The 15,366-nt window shown below is 56.4% G+C and carries 15 protein-coding genes and 7 tRNA genes; 7 read left to right on the forward strand and 15 right to left on the reverse strand.

What is annotated here, in order from left to right:
* Position 1: 1 nt before the first annotated feature.
* Entirely contained in the window at positions 2-559 is a 558-nt protein-coding gene (gene ruvC, locus HMPREF2562_RS03225; protein WP_048731311.1) for a crossover junction endodeoxyribonuclease RuvC, read from the reverse strand.
* 115 nt (positions 560-674) lie between these two features.
* Between ruvC and HMPREF2562_RS03230 the strand changes: the two genes are divergently transcribed.
* Positions 675-1,139: a DUF3817 domain-containing protein gene (locus HMPREF2562_RS03230; RefSeq protein WP_049190796.1), complete on the forward strand. Its 465-nt coding sequence runs from the start codon at positions 675-677 to the stop codon at positions 1,137-1,139.
* Positions 1,140-1,649: 510 nt separating this feature from the next.
* Here the strand turns inward: HMPREF2562_RS03230 and HMPREF2562_RS03235 are convergent.
* The 14 genes from HMPREF2562_RS03235 to HMPREF2562_RS03300 all read right to left on the reverse strand — a co-directional run bounded on the left by HMPREF2562_RS03235 (position 1,650) and on the right by HMPREF2562_RS03300 (position 14,253).
* On the reverse strand, positions 1,650-2,402 hold the full coding sequence (locus HMPREF2562_RS03235) for a YebC/PmpR family DNA-binding transcriptional regulator (RefSeq protein WP_049190798.1): 753 nt from the start codon (positions 2,400-2,402) through the stop codon (positions 1,650-1,652).
* 79 nt (positions 2,403-2,481) lie between these two features.
* A complete protein-coding gene (pdxT, locus tag HMPREF2562_RS03240) occupies positions 2,482-3,102 on the reverse strand; it encodes a pyridoxal 5'-phosphate synthase glutaminase subunit PdxT (protein WP_048731318.1) in 621 nt (206 codons plus the stop codon).
* Entirely contained in the window at positions 3,102-3,980 is an 879-nt protein-coding gene (locus HMPREF2562_RS03245; RefSeq protein ID WP_016422678.1) for an acyl-CoA thioesterase, read from the reverse strand. Before HMPREF2562_RS03245 ends, pdxT begins: the two co-directional genes overlap by 1 nt.
* Before the next feature lie 2 nt (positions 3,981-3,982).
* On the reverse strand, positions 3,983-4,885 hold the full coding sequence (gene pdxS / locus HMPREF2562_RS03250) for a pyridoxal 5'-phosphate synthase lyase subunit PdxS (protein WP_005511452.1): 903 nt from the start codon (positions 4,883-4,885) through the stop codon (positions 3,983-3,985).
* A gap of 139 nt (positions 4,886-5,024) precedes the next feature.
* Positions 5,025-5,528, reverse strand: coding sequence for an NUDIX hydrolase (locus HMPREF2562_RS03255; RefSeq protein ID WP_070546665.1), 504 nt, complete (start codon positions 5,526-5,528; stop codon positions 5,025-5,027).
* Between the two features lie 53 nt (positions 5,529-5,581).
* Positions 5,582-6,724 (reverse strand): glycosyltransferase family 4 protein, encoded by a 1,143-nt coding sequence (locus HMPREF2562_RS03260; RefSeq protein WP_070546663.1) that lies wholly within the window; start codon positions 6,722-6,724, stop codon positions 5,582-5,584.
* Positions 6,725-6,726: 2 nt separating this feature from the next.
* Complete coding sequence (locus tag HMPREF2562_RS03265; protein ID WP_048731328.1) at positions 6,727-7,629, reverse strand: phosphatidylinositol mannoside acyltransferase; 903 nt, start codon at positions 7,627-7,629, stop codon at positions 6,727-6,729.
* Positions 7,630-7,640: 11 nt separating this feature from the next.
* Entirely contained in the window at positions 7,641-8,342 is a 702-nt protein-coding gene (pgsA, locus tag HMPREF2562_RS03270; RefSeq protein ID WP_049190801.1) for a phosphatidylinositol phosphate synthase, read from the reverse strand.
* Entirely contained in the window at positions 8,336-8,971 is a 636-nt protein-coding gene (locus HMPREF2562_RS03275; RefSeq protein ID WP_042388668.1) for an ATP adenylyltransferase, read from the reverse strand. The genes pgsA and HMPREF2562_RS03275 overlap by 7 nt, the downstream gene beginning before the upstream one ends.
* Before the next feature lie 151 nt (positions 8,972-9,122).
* Positions 9,123-11,117 (reverse strand): threonine--tRNA ligase, encoded by a 1,995-nt coding sequence (thrS, locus tag HMPREF2562_RS03280; protein WP_222865026.1) that lies wholly within the window; start codon positions 11,115-11,117, stop codon positions 9,123-9,125.
* Positions 11,118-11,276: 159 nt separating this feature from the next.
* Positions 11,277-12,503, reverse strand: a complete 1,227-nt coding sequence (locus HMPREF2562_RS03285; protein ID WP_070549609.1) for a Dyp-type peroxidase — start codon at positions 12,501-12,503, stop codon at positions 11,277-11,279.
* Between the two features lie 286 nt (positions 12,504-12,789).
* Positions 12,790-13,398: a copper chaperone PCu(A)C gene (locus tag HMPREF2562_RS03290; RefSeq protein WP_049190804.1), complete on the reverse strand. Its 609-nt coding sequence runs from the start codon at positions 13,396-13,398 to the stop codon at positions 12,790-12,792.
* A 4-nt stretch (positions 13,399-13,402) separates the two neighbouring features.
* Positions 13,403-13,993 carry a copper resistance CopC family protein gene (locus tag HMPREF2562_RS03295; protein WP_049190805.1) on the reverse strand — a complete coding sequence of 197 codons (591 nt, stop codon included), beginning with the start codon at positions 13,991-13,993 and terminating at the stop codon, positions 13,403-13,405.
* A gap of 185 nt (positions 13,994-14,178) precedes the next feature.
* A tRNA-Val gene (locus HMPREF2562_RS03300) sits at positions 14,179-14,253 on the reverse strand.
* 357 nt (positions 14,254-14,610) lie between these two features.
* On the opposite strand from HMPREF2562_RS03300, the gene HMPREF2562_RS03305 reads away from it, so the two are divergent.
* The 6 genes from HMPREF2562_RS03305 (at position 14,611) to HMPREF2562_RS03330 (ending at position 15,268) form a co-directional block, all read left to right on the forward strand.
* A tRNA-Gly gene (locus HMPREF2562_RS03305) sits at positions 14,611-14,683 on the forward strand.
* A 66-nt stretch (positions 14,684-14,749) separates the two neighbouring features.
* Positions 14,750-14,820: transfer RNA gene (locus tag HMPREF2562_RS03310), tRNA-Cys, on the forward strand.
* A gap of 32 nt (positions 14,821-14,852) precedes the next feature.
* Positions 14,853-14,927, forward strand: a tRNA-Val gene (locus HMPREF2562_RS03315).
* Positions 14,928-14,954: 27 nt separating this feature from the next.
* Positions 14,955-15,027, forward strand: a tRNA-Gly gene (locus HMPREF2562_RS03320).
* Positions 15,028-15,093: 66 nt separating this feature from the next.
* Positions 15,094-15,168: transfer RNA gene (locus HMPREF2562_RS03325), tRNA-Val, on the forward strand.
* A 27-nt stretch (positions 15,169-15,195) separates the two neighbouring features.
* Positions 15,196-15,268 (forward strand) — tRNA-Gly (locus tag HMPREF2562_RS03330).
* Positions 15,269-15,366 lie beyond the last annotated feature (98 nt).

A 15,366-nucleotide genomic window follows, 5' to 3' on the forward strand; every position in this document is an offset into this window, starting at 1 on the left:
CCTACCGCGAGGGATTCTCACGGCGAGAAAGCTCCAACTCCCGCTCCTCGTGTTGCTTAGCAAGCGCAGCCAAGGTGTCGCGCTGGCGTTGCAGAACCGGACCACGCCAACAGTGGCAGATAGCGATGGCCAACGCATCCGCTGCGTCCGCAGGTTTTGGCGGAGTTTCCAACCCGAGGATTCTCGTCACCATCATGGTCATCTGCTTCTTATCAGCCCGACCGTTGCCGGTAAGCGCCTTCTTTACCTCCGACGGCGTGTACATATGCACTTCCAAACCGCGTCTCGCCGCAGCGAGGACAAGGACACCAACCGCGTGCGCAGTCTGCATTACGGTGGACACATTGCCGCGCTCGAATACCCGTTCCATCGCAACCACGTCCGGCTCGTACTCATCCATCCACTGCTCCACGGCATTGGAAAGCCGTAGAAGACGATCCTCCAACGATGCCGTGGTTGGTGTGCGGGCGACCCCCACCGCAATGGGAATGACTTTCCTGCCCTGAGCACCTTCCGCAATGGAGAGACCACAACGAGTAAGGCCAGGGTCGATACCCATCACCCGCAGAGATCCAGCTCGATAGTTCACCTCTCCACTAATACCACATTTCGAACAGCTGTTTGTATCGTAGCTACACGGGGTACCAACCGTTGGTTCTGATAGGTTTAACACCATGAATTCACCGAAGAAGCTCTACGGCGTTCTCGCTGCAGCTGAAATGGTCACGTGGGCTCTGCTGCTCTTGGGGCTGGCACTGAAGTACCTGTTCAAAGTCACTGACATCGCCACCACCATCTTCGGCGGCATCCACGGTTTTACGTTCCTGTGCTACGTAGTCACCACCATCATGGTGTGGATCAACCAGCAGTGGAGCTTTGGCCGCGGTGTCATCGGCCTCGCCTCTTCTATCATTCCATTCGCAACCTATCCGTTTGAACGAAACACCCTGAAGGCAGGCCTCTTGGATCGGCCCTGGCGCTTTACCGACGAATCCGAGGAGCCACAGGGCATTTTCGAGTGGGCACTCGCGATGATTATTCGCCGCCCGTTTATCTCGGCATTCGTCATCCTGATTGTTCTCGCCGTGGTCTTCACACTGTTGCTGATGGCGGGACCTCCGACTCAGTGGTTCTCTTAAAACGGTTCTACTAAAACTTTCAGAAACCAAAATCGGGTTTATTGGCAAAAGTGTGTCCGTCTGGCGTGTCGACCGGTGCGTCGGCGGGCGGGCACCCTTCGCTACTTACCCCAATGCGAGTTACTGACTGCGTTTATGACAAAAATGACCTGAAAAATCGTCTGATAGTGACATAAACTCGCACAGTTTCACATTTGCAGCCGTATTCACACGCGCAGCCCGTAATTTTTTGAGGTTGCCAGTGTGTCGGGTTGTCAGTTTTTCTCCTTAACCCCAGGGTGTGGAGCTACCCGCAGGCGGGCTCTGACCAGTCGCTATCCTGAGGATCAGACACACTCTTTGACTCTGTCTGTCTCCCCCCCCCCAAAAAAAAATCCCCATCGGACGACTCTCCGATGGGGATCTTCCATTCACACCAGCTCGCCGCGCAATTCAGCGCTGCAGACTACCCTGCACGAGCATCCTTTAACGCCGGGAAGCCGGTCAGCGGAACCGTCGCCAAGCAAACGCCTAGTCTTCGAGTTCGGCGATAACCTCGTCGCTGATGTCGGCGTTCGAGTAGACGTTCTGCACGTCGTCGGACTCTTCGAGAGCGTCAATCAGACGGAAGAGCTTGCGTGCACCGTCAGCATCGAGAGCCACCGTGGTAGAAGCGCGGTAGTCCTGATCTGCGGAGTCGTACTCCATTTCGGCATCGACAAGAGCGGTGCGGACATTCATCAGATCGGTAAAGGCGGAGACAACCTCGAACTTTTCGCCCAGGTCGTTGACCTCCTCTGCACCAGCATCGAGAACCGCCATAAGCAGGTCATCCTCGGTCAGCTCGCCCTTCGGCAGCTCGACGACACCCTTCTTTTCGAAGAGGTACGCCACGGCGCCGTTGTCTGCCATGTTGCCGTTGTTCTTGTTGAACGCCGAGCGCACATCGGAAGCAGCACGGTTACGGTTATCGGTCAGGCACTCCACAATCAAAGCGACACTGCCAGGTGCGTAACCTTCGTAGACAATGGTCTCCCAGTCAGCACCGCCGGACTCCTCGCCGGAACCACGCTTGCGGGCACGCTCAATGTTGTCGTTGGGAACCGAGGCCTTCTTGGCCTTCTTAATCATGTCATCGAGGGTGGGGTTACCAGCAGGATCACCGCCGCCGGTACGAGCCGCGACCTCGATGTTCTTGATCATCTTTGCCCACTCTTTGGCGCGCTTGGCGTCATTAGCAGCCTTCTTGTGCTTTGTGGTTGCCCATTTTGAATGACCCGCCATGTGCTAGTTCCTACCATTCCTCTCGTCAATACCCATGTAGATGGGAATTCGTCAGGTGTTCATTATACAAACCGGGGATTTAAATGCCGACAAGCTCTCGCAAAAAGAACTCGTGGAGCCGCGTCTCCCCCGTCGACTCCGGGTGAAAGCTGGTGGCCATCGCAGCCCCCTGCCGTACTCCGACCACTGTACCTGCGGTCTCTCCAGCCGATTCTGGCACCCGCGCTAGCACCTCAACATCATCACCGACACGCTCGACCCACGGTGCGCGAATAAAGGCGGCGTGTACAGGCGGCTGGTCACCACTGATCGCCAGCTGCGGAATATCCAAGTCAGTTTCGAAGGAATCCACTTGCCGGCCAAATGCGTTACGACGGACGGTGATGTCAATCGCCCCCAGGCTAACGGCATCCGGACGGGTATCGAGCACTTCGTCGGCAAGCAAAATCATGCCGGCGCAGGTGCCATATGCCGGAAGGCCATCGCGGAGGGCTTCCCGCAGCGGGTCTTCAAGCTCATTGAAGACCATCAGCTTGCTCATGGTTGTGGACTCGCCGCCGGGCAAAATTAGGCCGCTAAGCCCTTCCAGATCACGGGGCAAGCGCACCTTTCGGTGCGGGACGCCGAGCTGGTCAAGCACATATCCGTGTTCGGCAACGTTGCCCTGAAGAGCGAGGATACCGATTGTTTCCTGTGTCATTAATCTAGGTTCTCACTGCGAGCATCGAAGTTCGTCGCCACTGGCACGGGCTCGACACCCGGGGCCAGGCTTCGGGTCAGCCCTTCCTGCGTGACGACGGCCACGAGCTCGCCCTTTTGGTTAAAGATGCGACCGTGAGTCAATGCGCGACCCGCGTGCGCCGATGGCGAAATCTGGTCGTAGAGCAGCCATTCATCCGCACGGAACGGACGCATAAACCACATCGCGTGGTCGAGGCTGGCTTCCTGGACCTCAACGCCTGGATGCGGAACGAGTGCCGATGACAGCAAAGTCATATCCGACATGTACGCCAGCGTGCAGACGTGGAAGGTCTCGTTATCCGGCAGGCGATCCTTGCACCGGAACCATACCAGCTGCTGGGACGGGGTGTACTTGTTGTGTTCGAACTGATCATCCGGCACTACCCGGATATCCCAGTCCGCCCACTCGCGCATTAGTAGACGACGTGTGTTCGTCATCTCAGAGGTGTCGGTGACCACATCTTCAGGATCTGGCACCTTGCGCATCACGTCAGAGTGCTCGAGTCCCTCATCCCCCTTACGGTGGAAGCTGACCTGCATGACGAAAATCGTACGGCCATCTTGCACAGCTTCGACGGAGCGGTGGCAGAAAGACCGTCCATCGCGAATACGCTTGACCATGTACACCGTCGGGATATGGGGGCGGCCCGGGCCTACAAAGTAGGCGTGGAGGGAGTTCACCGCGAAGGTATTACCCACCGTGCGCGTCGCCGCGACGAGGGACTGGCCGGCAACTTGGCCACCGAAAGTGCGCTGCAGGATTGACTTAATGACTGGGCCACGGAAAATGTCCCGGTCAATCTGCTCCAGATCTAATACCTCGCGGATGTTAGCCATTTTTACCAGCCACGCTCAGCGAGTCGGTGCGGCTGCGGAATCTCGTCGACGTTGATGCCGACCATTGCCTCGCCGAGACCGCGGGAGACATCAGCGATGACCTTCGGATCATCGTAGTGCTGGGTTGCCTGGACGATAGCCTTGGCGCGCTTCTCCGGATCACCGGACTTGAAGATACCGGAACCAACAAAGACACCCTCAGCACCGAGCTGCATCATCATTGCAGCGTCAGCCGGAGTTGCAATGCCACCTGCGGTGAACAGCACGACTGGCAACTTACCGGTCTCAGCGACCTCGCGTACCAGCTCGTACGGTGCCTGCAGCTCCTTGGCGGCAACGTAGAGCTCGTCCGGAGCCATAGAACGCAGACGGTTAATCTCAGCGCGGATGGTGCGCATGTGAGTCACAGCGTTGGAGACATCACCGGTACCGGCCTCGCCCTTGGAGCGAATCATGGCAGCGCCCTCGTTGATGCGGCGCAGAGCCTCACCCAGGTTGGTCGCACCACAGACGAACGGCACGGTGAAGTCAAACTTGTCGATGTGGTTCGAGTAGTCGGCCGGGGTCAGAACCTCGGACTCGTCAATGAAGTCAACACCGAGGGACTGCAGAACCTGTGCCTCAACAAAGTGGCCGATACGGGCCTTGGCCATAACCGGAATGGAGACGGCATTGATAATGCCCTCAATCATGTCCGGGTCAGACATACGTGACACGCCACCCTCTGCGCGAATATCGGCGGGGACGCGCTCCAGCGCCATCACGGCAGTTGCGCCGGCATCCTCAGCGATCTTGGCCTGCTCCGGAGTAACGACGTCCATAATGACGCCGCCCTTCATCATCTCAGCGAAACCGCGCTTGACGCGTGCGGTGCCCTGCCCGGAGTTGTTCTCAACCGTGCTCAACGAACCCTACTTCCCTAATAAAACTGGTGAATGTGACTGTTTGTAGTCGTTTAACACTATAACGCCTGAACTAGACAGTGCTGTTCATTGAGTCAGAAAACACCGCGAACTTCCAGCACAACAGCGGGTTTTCCCACAATTAAGCCGTTGTCAGTCCATCTGCAACATCGAAATATTCCGGTTCAGGTGCAGTGCCCGCCAGCCGCAGCGCGCGCACTAGCGGCCTGGCTCGCAGTGCTTTCGTATCCGTCACCGCATCATTGTAGAAACGGCGGGCGAGCTCGAGCCGCGTATGGGCGTCAGAAAGCTCAATTGCCATCGTCCGGTCCACGGGCTGTTCCCCATAGAGCGCCACAATTTTCCTAGTCAGTTCGTTTTCCACGTCTGCACGCTGCCCAGTGTTGTTGGCTCTAAGTGGTGTGGCTTCCACCTTCGCCACTACCCCGGCGAGTTCCGGGTAGGCGGCACGAGCGACTGCGGCCCTTCGCCCCAACGCCGCTTCCAGTGAAGAACGCGCCAAGTCCGTGCGAATGTGCATACGGTTCAAACGCGTCGCTGTCGATGAAGCCACCAAACCGCTAACGAGTACGACAATCAGCGCAATGACTAGGACAACGACCCAGATTGGAACGGTTACGTCCACCGAAAACCCACTTTCACTCCGCTGCGTTTAATCAGCTAACACGACGGAAATCTCTATGGCGCAATGACGACCTTTTCGCCATCCATGCGCACCGTATCGTACACACGCAGAACGCCGTCGGCGACCTGCGACCAGTCATACTCCCAAGCCCGCTTATGCCCGAGTGCGCGAAGCTCCTCCCCCAACTTTGGCTGCGTCAAAAGGCGTACGACTGCATCCGCAAGGTCTGCGGAGTTACCGTTTTCAAAGTGAAGCCCGTAATGGCCGTCGTCAAGCACGAGTTTGAACGCATCGATGTCGCTGGAGATCACCGGCGCACCCGCCGCCATCGCCTCTACCAGCACGATGCCGAAACTCTCCCCACCACGCTGCGGGGCAATGTACGCATCCGCATCGGCGAGTATTGACGCCTTAGCATCCTCCGACAGTCTGCCGACGAAATGCAGGACATCTGCGTTTCTGCCCGCTTTACGACGAGCTGCCGCGACATCACCATCACCAACAACACAGACCTCAAGCTGTGGAATCTCTGCACGTATTGCCGGCAGCGCGTCGAGCAACACGTCAAAGCCCTTACGAGATTCGTCGAAGCGTCCGAGGAACACGAGCCGATAGACCCCCTCACGCCGTGGCGGGATCTCAGGCAACGATGAGGCGGCCGGGCAGGACTCAAAATCTCCAACACGGACACCATTGGGAATGAGAACCGGGTCGCCGCCGAGTTGCTCAACCTGCCAGCGACGAGCCACTTCCGAGACAGCGATGCCTCCCCGAATGCGTTCAAGGTACTTCCGCAAAAATGGCGTGGCCAACTTCAATGCTAGGGAGTCCGTCGCCGCAGAGTGATAGGTCGCGACAATCGGCCCGACCGAGTTTACTAACGACAGCATTGAAAAACTGGGCGAATTCGGCTCATGGATATGAAGAATGTCGAAGCTACCCTCCTCAATCCATGTGCGGACTCGACGGCTGGTGCGGGGACCAAAAGATAGCCGAGCGACCGAGCCGTTATACGGAATCGGGATGGCGGCACCACCTCGAACAACGAAATCCGGCACGTCCGCCTGCGCGCTAGCTGGGCCGATAAGACTGACCTCGTGGCCGCGACGGATAAACTCCTCACACAAGTCAATCGCGTGAGCTTGAACCCCTCCTGGGACATCGAACGAGTACGGGCACACCATTCCGATTCGCACGGCTACTTTGACCTCTTCTTATCCGCCGGCCACAGTGGCTGCATCATGTGCCAATCCGCTGGATGCTGGGCAATATCAGATTCAAAAACAGTAGCGATGTCCTGGACAATGTCAGGTAGATCGCGCCCCTCAGTCGGCACGAATGGATGCGCTACAAAACGCCAACCATCGCGCGTGTAGGACAGGCCCGCGGGCATAAGCCGAGCGCCCGTGTCCTGTGCCAGCTTTGCTGCACCGACCGGCATTGTCGTCTGCTCGCCGAAAAAAGTGACCGGGACCCCGTGGCCGCCGAAGTCACGATCAGACAGCAGGCACACAACGCCACCTTCTTCCAATCGCTTCTGCAGTTCCGGCATCGCGGGTTTGCCACCGGTAAGCGGGAGAATGTGGAATCCGAGGGATTCGCGGTACTCCACGAAAGCGTCGTAAAGTACCTCTGGCTTCAGCCGTTCCGCCACGGTACTGAACCGACCATGGCGGGAAACGAGCCACATACCTGCCATATCCCAGTTACCAGAATGCGGCAGTGGGATGACGATGGAATCTCCGGCCTCGAGGGCCTCAGCAACTCGTTCGAGCCCATCGCTGGTGGATTCGACCGTGTCTGCCAACTCTGGCGACGCGATGGAGGGCAACCGGAATGCCTCCACCCAATAGCGTAGATAGGAACGCATGGAAGCCCGAATAAGACCTTGCGGCACTTCCTCAGGCGGACAGCCCATAACGCGAGCCAGGTTCTTGCGAAGCTGGCGGGTAGTCGCTGGATTTGCTGCTACACGATCGGCGGCTATGTTGCCGATGCGGTAGGCCACGCGTTCCGGCAGCAGCCCAAAAATCTTCCACCCGGCCATATAGCCGAGCGCAACGAAATCATCTTTCGAGCGAGGCAGGAAGAAACTAGTCATCGTATCCTCCTTTAGTTGTTGGAATCAGCCGAACCCGTGGACTTCGTAGCAGAGTCAGGGTTGATAGATGAACTATCAGCTGCACCTTCTGGCGGGGCGATGGGATCCAACGCTCCTGGCTGCTTAGCCACCATGTACAAGCGCTGAACGACGGTGAATACCGACCCAATCGCCAGGAGCCACATCGCGACGTAGAGGGCATAGTCCACGCCAAGCCCCTGGAGCCCGACGCCAATTAGACCGATAATCAGGCGCTCCGCACGTTCGACGAGACCACCGTTGACCTTGAGGCCGCTAGCCTCTGCTCGAGCCTTAACGTAGGAAATGACCTGGGACGATCCCATGGTAATCAGTGTCAGAATGAGCAGCACTGAATCCGCGCCATGGCGATACACCACCCAATACGCTATCGCCCCGAACAGTGCAGCATCCGTAATACGGTCACAGGAAGCATCCAGCGTCGCTCCGTATTTCGTTCCCCGCCCTCGCAGTCTGGCCATCGTGCCATCGAGCAGGTCAAAAGCAGTGAAAATAGCGATTGACACCGCAGCTGCGAAAAGATGGTTGGTAGGAATCAGGATTACCGCAAGCAGAACGGAAACTACCGTTCCCACCAGGGTGACCGTGTTCGGGCTAATGCCGACCCGCAAAAGTGCAGCGGCAATCGGTTCAACTACTGGGCGGATTGGAGCCCTGCCACGGACACTCAGCATGCTGCCCCATCCTCTTGATTAAGGGCACGCCAGCCGTCGGCAAGCAACTCGCGAGTCTGACGAAGAGCCTGCGGTAACACTTTGGTGCCATCGATCACGGTCATAAAATTGCTGTCACCCGACCAGCGCGGTACGACGTGCATATGCAGGTGATCGGCGACCGAACCGCCGGAGGCTTTGCCCAAGTTGAAACCTACATTGACGGCGTGCGGACGCGAAACCGATTTGAGGGTACGAACCGCATGCTTGGCAAATCGCATCATCTCGGCTGTTTCTTCGTCGGTCAAGTCCTCAAGGTTGGCGACTTCGCGATATGGAACCACCATGAGGTGCCCTGGGTTGTACGGGAACAGATTCAGAACGGCGTACACCCACTCGCCGCGAGCGATAATGAGTGCTTCCTCATCGCTTTGCTTCGGCAAATCAACGAAGGGGTTACGGGATGGCTTGGAGTTATGCACACCACGCTTGACGATGTAATCCAGCCGGTACGGTGCCCATAAGCGCGTGAGCCGATCCGGTTCGCCGTAACCGCTGTCGACGTATACGCCATCAGACGATTCCTGCTGGCCGGCATTGCCCTGCTGCTGCGGAGGCAACTCTTCACTTCCCGACTGATTCACTGCCATCCCCTTCGTTGCGTGGCCGGGTCCCCATTCGAGCCCCGACCACATATATTTCTCTGCTGTAGTTTACGACCTCGCGGTCAACTTCTTTGGATTACCACGCGTGGTTCACCAGTTAAAACAACGCGGTCGAATTAGAGAGCGTTAACGACCTCTAGAGAGCAGAGACATTCTCCTTGTTCGGCTGTTCGTTATTCCGCGAAGCAACCCAATCACAGATGATGTCCACAGCCTTCTCAACTGCCACCCCGTTAATCTGGGTGCCATCGAGGAACCGGAAGCTGACGGCACCTGCCTCAATGTCACGGGCACCAGCCAGAATCATGAACGGAACCTTGGCCTGGGTGTGGTTGCGAATCTTCTTCTGCATGCGGTCATCGGACGTATCCACGTGGACACGGATGCCACGAGACTTCAGCTGTGCAGCAAAGTCCTCCAGGTGTGGGATACAGTCATCCGCAACCGGAATACCAACAACCTGTTCCGGAGCCAGCCAAGCCGGGAAAGCACCTGCGTAGTGCTCCAATAGGACGCCAAAGAAACGTTCGATGGAGCCGAAAAGCGCACGGTGAATCATAATCGGGCGCTTCTTGGTTCCGTCAGGTGCGGTGTACTCGAGCTCGAAGCGCTCCGGCAGGTTGAAGTCGAGCTGTACCGTCGACATCTGCCAAGTACGGCCGATGGCATCGCGGGCTTGGACGGAAATCTTCGGACCATAGAAAGCGGCTCCGCCCGGATCAGGAACGAGCTCGAGGCCAGAAGCATCGGCAACGCGCTGGAGAATAGCTGTGGACTTCTCCCAAATTTCATCCGAGCCGACGAACTTCTTTTCGTCCTTCGTAGACAGCTCCAGGTAGAAGTCATCCAGGCCGTAGTCACGCAGAAGCGAAATGATGAAGTCGAGGACATTAGTAAGCTCTTCTTCCAGCTGATCCTCGGTGCAGTAGATGTGGGCATCGTCCTGCGTAAAGCCACGGGCTCGGGTAAGACCGTGGATAACGCCTGATTTCTCGTAGCGGTAGACGGTGCCGAACTCGAACATACGAATCGGAAGTTCACGGTAGCTGCGACCACGCGATGCGAAAATGAGGTTGTGCATCGGGCAGTTCATCGGCTTGACGTAGTAGTCCTGCGGAGCCTTGGTGCAGTTGCCGTGTTCGTCATATTCGCCGTCGAGCTGCATCGGCGGGAACATGCCATCCGCGTAGAAGTCAAGGTGACCAGACTTCTTGAACAAGTCACCCTTAGTTACGTGCGGCGTGTTCACAAAGTCATAGCCCGCTTCGATATGACGGCGACGGGAGTGCTGCTCCATCTCGTTGCGGATGATGCCACCCTTGACATGGAATACCGGGAAACCAGAACCAATCTCATCCGGGAAGCTGAACAAATCCAGCTCGGAGCCCAAACGGCGGTGATCGCGCTTCTCAGCCTCGAGCATGCGGTCAAGGTACTCGTCTAACGCTTCCTTGGACTCCCACGCAGTGCCGTAAACACGCTGCAGGTTATCTCGAGATTGGTCACCCCGCCAGTACGCAGCGGAAGAACGCGTGATCTTAAAAGCAGGGATGTAACGAGTGGTCGGCACGTGCGGGCCGCGGCAAAGATCAAACCACTCGGTCTCGCCAGTACGCGGATTGACGTTGCGGTAGCCGGTCAAGGTCGTACCTGCACCACCGACGTCGACATTGGCCTCATCATCTTCGGACACCTTGCCGGCCGACTTTTCAACAATCAGCTCGAGCTTATACGGCTCGTCGGCAAGCGCTTCCTGCGCCTGATCGGCAGACTCGAACGCGAAGCGCTCGAATCGCTGACCAGACTTGATGATCTTCTTCATACGCTTTTCGATGCGCTTGAGATCCTCCGGCGAGAAAGGCTCATCGACACGGAAGTCGTAGTAGAAACCATTGTCGATGGCAGGGCCAATGCCCAGCTTCGTCCCAGGGAACTCCAACTGCACGGCCTGAGCCATCACGTGAGTCGCAGAGTGGCGGATGACATCGCGACCGTCCGGAGTATTCGCCGGAACGGGCTCGAAGACGGTTTCCACTTCTGGCTTAAAGGACAGATCCTTCAAATTGCCTTCAGGGTCGCGGACACAAACGATGGCGTCAACGCCCTTGTTCGGGAAACCCAGGTCTCTCATCGCCTCGCCCGCAGAAACTCCTGCGGGCACGGAAAACGGTGCTGGGGGTGCAAATTCTTCTGACACGGCGTGCGTGTACTCCTTTTCAAAGTGTCTTCGAAAATCACATACCTGGTGACCTTCGTCAGTCGTTCACACACTTTACCGCACGGTCAAAACTCAGGCCTCGAAAAGGTCCTGGGCCCAGTACTCCTCCTTAGAAGTTCCTCGTGGCATAACAAACACGGCGGATCCAATGTGGAAAATCCACTGATTGAGACGGTCGTTCTTGGACAGCCGCTCTTGAATCGGATTGAACTGCTCCAACGGGTCCTTCTGGAAACAAATGAATACCAGGCCGGTGTTGGTCTCGAATCGACCATTCGGTTCCGGTGGCAGGTCATAGTTGTAGACCCGTCGCAGAATCCGCTGATTAGGTTTCTCTTTCGGAGGCATTGACAGCGCAACATGGCTGTTCGGATCCGTCAGAGGCAGACCATATTCATCAGTCTTCGCCAGGTCGACGGTCTCAAACTCGTCCTTACCTCCAATTGGCGCGCCGGTGCCGATATCTCGGCCGGTAATAACAGTGCGGCTTTCGCGGTCCAACACATCCCAGCCTGGAATATCCATTTCGATACGGCGGACAACCATCGCTGTACCGCCCCGCAACCAATCCGGACCACTATCAATCCACACCTGCTTGTCGAATTCTTCACGAGTGCGCGGGTTGACCGTACCGTCCTTCTGACCGAAGAGATTGCGCGGGGTCTCGCCTTCCTGCGTAGAACCATTGGCGTGCTGGAAACCAGCTTGCACCCAGTGAACATCCAAATAAGAACCTGCATTTCGGATCATCATTCGGGCCGCATGGGAGACCATTACTGGGTCGTCCGCACAAATCTGCAGGCACAGGTCTCCGCCGTTCCACTCCGGGCGGAGCTCATCGTTAACGTACTTTGGCAGATCTCCCAGCCACTCAGGCTTCTGGTCTTCCCTATCGATGATTGTGAAGAAATTCTCCCCATATCCAACAGTGATAGTCAGATTGGCCGGACTCCCCATGAGCTCAGGTTCCAAGTCCGTTCGAGTAGCCTTGCCGGCTGTCATTCGGCGGGCATCATCCGTCCAGGCACGCATGAGGTTTTGGAGGCGATTGCGATCGACCCCCTTCTTCACGTTGAAGGCAATTAGCCATAGATTCGCCTGTGCGGGCGTCGCAATCCCCGCCTGGTGGGCGCCATCAAAAGGTACGGTTGCTGTCTGCAAAGGCGGTTTCGGCGGCTCTTCCTGTGGACGTTCCAACCCAATCGCCTGGGCTTCCGGCGCCCCCAGGGCGAGCGCTGAGGCTCCTGCGGCGGTGCCGAGCCCGCCAAGAAAACGCCTTCTGGAAAAGCCTTCGGACATTTTGTGCACTCTTACCTTTCTGATTACTTCGAACTGGAACACATGAGATGGCTGGGGATCCGCCAACTTTTCAATAGCTTCAACGCAACCACTGGCCTATCCAATTCGACCGTATCGAAAACCTTTTTCGGAAAAAGAAAAGCGCCGGAGTTCGTTGCATATGCTGCAATAACCTGCCAACTCCAGCGCTTCTGCCACCATTAGATTCAGCTAGTCAATTCCTCGACGTACCTGAGCTCACGCCCGCTTTACGACGAACGATTGCTTGATCAACTTGTCACAAAAATTAGTGGCCCGAGTGATCCATCTCACCGCCACCCATGTGCTCTGGGTTGTTCAGGTCACCGTCATTACCGTAGTCCTCTTCACCTGCTGGCTGGACACGAACCTCAACGTCCTGGGTAATGCTAGAGCCGTCGGAAAGCTCAATGACGAGCTTGTACTCAGCTCCCACATCCATAGCTTCATCATTGTTCATGATCATGAAGTGAGTGCTACCCGGTTCGAGAACGAGTTCGCCATTAGCAGGAATCGTCAAACCTTCCGGCACCTCGAACATCTTGCCGTCCTTGGTATCGTGCTGCTCGAACTTCGTGCCTTCCTTCAGCCCCTCAAGCTTGAAGGAGGAAACCTTGATGTCCTTATCGGTGTTGTTGGTCAGCGTACCGAAGATGGCGGTCATGCCCTTGTCAGCCGGCTTTTCCTTGATGTAGGCATCGGCCAGCTGCACAGCAGCATCACTCTTCTCCATCTGAGAGGTAGCTTCGGTCGCAGCGGAGGTTGCGGACTCAGTCACCTCAGCAGCAGTGTTATCGTCGGACGAGCATCCTGCCAGAGCAAGGGTCAGAGCTGCGGAACCAGCGATCAGTGTAGTTGCAGTGCGATTGAGCTTCATGTGTCTATTTTGCCTTTCGATTAATAACGATGACGACAGCGGCGATGATGACGATGAGTCCACCACCGAGGCCATAAGCCCATAGCGGTATTGACTTCGTTTCCTCGGCGTGCGCACCGGTCTGACGAGATTCTGCCCCGGCTTCGGCTGCGCCAGCAGCATCCGGATCAGCCACTGAAAAAGAGGTCTTTCCTCGGGTGGAGTGACCATCAGAGGAGGTGATTTGGAAACCAATGATGTAGTTACCAGGGCCTGGATTAATATCCTCAGGGATATCCAAAGAGACCTCATTACCCACTACCTCTGGCTCGTGGGAGTACAGGACTTCCTTGGCATCTGCATCACTAATTGCAACGGTGTTGAAATTGTTCTTGGGGTTGCCGGAGAACTTGAGAGAAACGTGGTGCGGAAATTCATCGAGAACCTGCTTGTCGCCTGGGTTAGACGACAGCACGGAATCGTGAGCATGCGCGGGGCCAGCATTAATAACTGACGCACCTGCAAAGACTACAAGCGCCGCAGCAGCGGCTACTGCACGCCGGAAACCCGACTTTGAGAACCGAAACGTTTCGCCTGAAGCGACCCGGGGACTCACTAGAACAGTTCAACTCCTTTAAGCGGGACAGTTCGAGAAGAACAGCAGTAGTCTGACCGCTGCCCTTATACCTATTGTCGGATGGTAGTCCAGAAAAGTTCCCGAGAGGGACGAATATAGTTCAGGTCACACAGCAAAACCCCGGCCGCGCAGTTTTTATACGATGCGTCGACCGGGGTTTTAAATGGTAGTCCCAACTGGGTTCGAACCAGCGACCTTTCCGGTGTGAACGGAACGCTCTTCCACTGAGCTATGGGACTCGGACAGAAAAGCACTAAGCCTTTGCTGCTCTGCGGAATAAGTTAGCACGCGTTTTGGAAGTTTCCCTAATTGGGTTGCATTGCGTTTGCGATTGCGCAGTTCGACGATTTATTACCCCACCGATGGAACTCCATGACGATAGCGACTCGATAGCCCCCAGTAACCAACCCACGAAAGCGAATAAATGACATCGTTGCGATTCAGAGGCATCAAAGGTTGGTCTTTAGCCCTACGCCCACAGGCACAATACAGATGTTCACCTGGTAATTTGTAATCAATCGCACAAGCACGCTAAAGTATCTTTCGCACCGCAAGAGAGCAATTGAGATTCTTCTTCGCTCTCCTTGCAACGTGATGCGGATGTAGCGCAGCTGGTAGCGCATAACCTTGCCAAGGTTAGGGTCGCGGGTTCGAGTCCCGTCATCCGCTCTGGTTTCTCAAGAAGTTAAGCTCTGTGGTATAACTTCGAGGCAACCACTGAGGCGGCAGCCTCACGGTGGAATGGCCGAGTGGCGAGGCAACGGCCTGCAAAGCCGTGTACACGGGTTCGATTCCCGTTTCCACCTCAGCAGAGATTCCTTACCGGTTTCGATGTAATGCGCGTTTAGCTCAGCGGGAGAGCGCTTCCCTGACACGGAAGAGGTCACTAGTTCAATCCTAGTATCGCGCACCACGTAAGCCCTTATGGGCGAGCGTATTTGCGGATGTAGCGCAGCTGGTAGCGCATAACCTTGCCAAGGTTAGGGTCGCGGGTTCGAGTCCCGTCATCCGCTCAGTGCAAAACCCCCTTCTCCTGGAAGGGGGTTGCGCTTGAAAGCTTCTATATAGCTTTTACCCCAGCGCGATTAGCTCAGTGGGAGAGCGCTTCCCTGACACGGAAGAGGTCACTAGTTCAATCCTAGTATCGCGCACCACGTAAGCCCTTATGGGCGAGCGTATTTGCGGATGTAGCGCAGCTGGTAGCGCATAACCTTGCCAAGGTTAGGGTCGCGGGTTCGAGTCCCGTCATCCGCTCAGACCAACTCCCTTCCGGGTATCCGGGAGGGAGTTTTCGTTTAACCTTTGTTAGGCAACCAATTTCGGGTTAAGTAGCAAAAAGTGTGTCTGACTTT

This window comes from Corynebacterium sp. HMSC077G07, from assembly GCF_001809225.1.
GTDB lineage: Bacteria > Actinomycetota > Actinomycetes > Mycobacteriales > Mycobacteriaceae > Corynebacterium > Corynebacterium jeikeium_D.

Bases quoted from the DNA above. Each gene is read 5' to 3' on its own strand.
- ruvC (WP_048731311.1), bottom strand. From the start codon at position 559: ATGGGTATCGACCCTGGCCTTACTCGTTGTGGTCTCTCCATTGCGGAA.
- HMPREF2562_RS03230 (WP_049190796.1), top strand. From the start codon at position 675: ATGAATTCACCGAAGAAGCTCTACGGCGTTCTCGCTGCAGCTGAAATG.
- HMPREF2562_RS03235 (WP_049190798.1), bottom strand. From the start codon at position 2,402: ATGGCGGGTCATTCAAAATGGGCAACCACAAAGCACAAGAAGGCTGCT.
- pdxT (WP_048731318.1), bottom strand. From the start codon at position 3,102: ATGACACAGGAAACAATCGGTATCCTCGCTCTTCAGGGCAACGTTGCC.
- HMPREF2562_RS03245 (WP_016422678.1), bottom strand. From the start codon at position 3,980: ATGGCTAACATCCGCGAGGTATTAGATCTGGAGCAGATTGACCGGGAC.
- HMPREF2562_RS03265 (WP_048731328.1), bottom strand. From the start codon at position 7,629: ATGACTAGTTTCTTCCTGCCTCGCTCGAAAGATGATTTCGTTGCGCTC.
- pgsA (WP_049190801.1), bottom strand. From the start codon at position 8,342: ATGCTGAGTGTCCGTGGCAGGGCTCCAATCCGCCCAGTAGTTGAACCG.
- HMPREF2562_RS03275 (WP_042388668.1), bottom strand. From the start codon at position 8,971: ATGGCAGTGAATCAGTCGGGAAGTGAAGAGTTGCCTCCGCAGCAGCAG.
- thrS (WP_222865026.1), bottom strand. From the start codon at position 11,117: ATGAGAGACCTGGGTTTCCCGAACAAGGGCGTTGACGCCATCGTTTGT.
- HMPREF2562_RS03285 (WP_070549609.1), bottom strand. From the start codon at position 12,503: ATGTCCGAAGGCTTTTCCAGAAGGCGTTTTCTTGGCGGGCTCGGCACC.
- HMPREF2562_RS03290 (WP_049190804.1), bottom strand. From the start codon at position 13,398: ATGAAGCTCAATCGCACTGCAACTACACTGATCGCTGGTTCCGCAGCT.